The organism is Ideonella sp. P3_A4, assembly GCF_056403075.1.
Genome location: NZ_JBFUGE010000771.1, coordinates 1 through 2,545, shown reverse-complemented (window position 1 = coordinate 2,545; position 2,545 = coordinate 1). Strand labels below are relative to the sequence as shown.

The 2,545-nt window shown below is 68.6% G+C and carries 3 protein-coding genes; 2 read left to right on the top strand and 1 reads right to left on the bottom strand.

Annotated features, from left to right (window positions below; all coding sequences use genetic code 11):
• Positions 1–229 (top strand): dienelactone hydrolase family protein (locus AC1DYI_RS32470; RefSeq protein ID WP_477208235.1); only part of this gene is annotated, 229 nt, incomplete at its 5' end.
• Here the strand turns inward: AC1DYI_RS32470 and AC1DYI_RS32465 are convergent.
• A complete protein-coding gene (locus AC1DYI_RS32465; protein ID WP_477208234.1) occupies positions 226–579 on the bottom strand; it encodes a DOPA 4,5-dioxygenase family protein in 354 nt (117 codons plus the stop codon). The genes AC1DYI_RS32470 and AC1DYI_RS32465 overlap by 4 nt on opposite strands.
• Before the next feature lie 174 nt (positions 580–753).
• Here AC1DYI_RS32465 and AC1DYI_RS32460 point away from each other — a divergent pair.
• On the top strand, positions 754–2,545 hold a 1,792-nt coding region (locus tag AC1DYI_RS32460; protein WP_477208233.1), incomplete at its 3' end, for a histidine kinase dimerization/phospho-acceptor domain-containing protein.

The window sequence follows — 2,545 nt, the reverse complement described above, 5'->3', positions numbered from 1 at the left end:
CATCAAGGCCGAGCTCGTCTTCGCCTTTGCCGACAACGACGAGCGCATCAACGCCGCCTGGCCCGCCTACGAAGCCGCGCTGAAACGCGCAGGCGTGAAGTACGAAGCCTTCAAGTACCCCGGTACCCAGCACGGCTTCAACAACGACACCACGCCGCGCTTCGATGCGGCCGCGGCGCAGCAGGCCTGGGGCCGCATGCTGGCGCTGTTCAACAGGACGCTGCGCTAAGGCGCGAGGCCCACCAGGTCCAGCGTATGCGATCGCCCCAGCCAAAGGGCACAGTCGCGGTGGTCGCGCAGTTCGTGGTCGGTGTTCGGATGCACGAGCACGTCCAATGATCCGTGGTTCAGCGTGAGCCAGCTGACCACCTCGGCAAAGCTGGCCGGCGAGAACGCCAGTTCGTAGCTGCCCACCGGGTGCGGGCCGACCGGCCCTTCGTTGAAGCGGCCGATCTTCACGTGCGCCGCCAGTTCGGTGCCCACGGTGTCGCGCAACGCCCAGGCCGCATCTCGGTCGGAAGCCTCGAAATAGACATGGGCATGCCAGCTGTGGATGAGGGAGGGGTGCAGGGATTTCATGGTCCGCAGATGCTACGCGGCCGAGATCGGTGGGCGACAGGTTGCCCAGCGTCACCTGAACACGATTTGTCGTAGGCGTGACAGGGTTGTTGCCCATTCACAGCCCCGGCGGTTGCGATGGAATAGAGGCGCAGACCCGGATGTCGGACGGGCGCGCGGAAGGTTGTACACGCCATGTCGGCAGTCGACGATCTGCACGAGAAAAAAGGCCAGCCAGGCACTTTCGACCGCAACTTGGCGGTCCAGGCGCTGATCGCGTTGGGGTGCGGTCTGCTGTCGTACGCGAGCCTGCGCTGGAGCCCTCTCACCGGGCGGCCGATCCTCGACGCGACCAGTGGGTTGGCTTTGGCAGCGGTGTGGGTGCTTGGCTACCGCTCGGCGGTGGCGATCGGCATCGGCACGCTGATGGGGCGGTGGCTTTGGGCGTCCGATCTGCCAGCTTGCGGTCACGCGCACTGCGAGCTGTGGCTCACCGCCAGCGTGCATGCTGGAACCCAAGCGGCGCAAGCGATGCTCGGGGCCTGGCTGTTGCGCCGGAGCCCGGCCGCATCGGCACGCCTGGCGGAGCCGCGCGAGATCCTGGCGTTCGTCGTCTACGGGGCTGTCTGGCCGGGCCTGGCCAGCACGGTGGTCACCACGGGCTACCACGCTTTCGTGAGCGGCATGCCCTGGTCTGCCGTGCCGGTCGCCGCGGCCAGCCATTGGGCCGGCGTGGTGCTGGGCGTGATGATCGGTGCACCGATCGCGCTGACCTGGCTGGCGCAGCCGCGTCGCGACTGGGTGCCGCGGCGCTGGTCGCTGTCACTGACCGGCGTGACCTGCGCGGTGCTGGTCCACGTCGGCGTCGCGGCCGTGGCCCGTGCCGACGCGCAGCGGACCCAGAACGAGTTTGACCACAGCGCGCAGCTCGCCGTCGCGTTGACGAAGGCCGAGTTGCACAACACGCTGCAGGCCGTGCGGGCCATGCAGATCCTGTTCGCACAGACCCGCGAGGTGTCGGCCACGGAATTTCGCGTGGCAGCCACCGGCTGGCTGCCAACGACCAACGAGATGCAGGCCATCGGCTGGATCGACTGCGAAGGTCCGAAGTCTCAGCCCATCGCCCCGCGGGTGCGCTATGTCGAGCCGACGTTCTATCGGCCGCCGTCAGACGGTGCGAGCTGGTTCACCGAGCCGACGGTGCAGGAAGCGCAGCTKCGGGCCCTGCGTTCCGGGCGCCCGGCGACCAGCGGCAGCGTGGACCTGAGCCCCGTGGCGGACAGCGGCGAGCGCAGCCAAGCCGTGCCGGGCGTGATGGTGTTTCAGGCCGCGGCCTCGATGTGGCGGCCTGCCGGTGGGTGCGACCAGGGCGTGCGCGGCCTGGTGTTTGCCACCTTGCCATTGACGCGGCTGGCCACCCAGTTGAGCGGGCCTATTTCGGGGCCCTTGGCCACCTGCCTGATCGACCAGCAGGCCTCAGGCAGCGCCCGCGTGCTGCTGGGCGCACCCGACTGCGAGACGGCGGTCGTGGCACGTCGCTTGACCGAGACCCTGGCCTTCGGCGATGGGCAGTGGGAGCTGATCGTGCTCGACCGCGGCCGGTACGAAGGGCGGGGCACCACGGTCGTTGCCGGTGTCGGCATGGCGGGCATGGCGGGCGCGGCAGCCTTGATGGTGCTGTTGCTGACGGTGACCGGGCGAGCCCGGCGCATTGAAGACGCGGTTGCCGAGGCGCAGGCGGCGCGCCGTGTGGCCGAAGCCGCCAACCTGGCCAAGAGCAGTTTCCTCTCGCGCATGAGCCATGAACTGCGCACGCCGCTGAATGCGGTGCTTGGCTTTGCGCAGCTGCTCGAGATGGCCACGACACCCACGCTGCATCCGTCTCACAAGCGCTGGGCCACGAACATTCGCCAGGCCGGCGACCACCTGCTGGCGATGATCAACGACATCCTCGACCTGTCGCGCATCGAGTCGGACACGCTGAACC

Coding starts and splice junctions, on each gene's coding strand:
- AC1DYI_RS32465 (WP_477208234.1), bottom strand. CDS start 579: ATGAAATCCCTGCACCCCTCCCTCATCCACAGCTGGCATGCCCATGTC.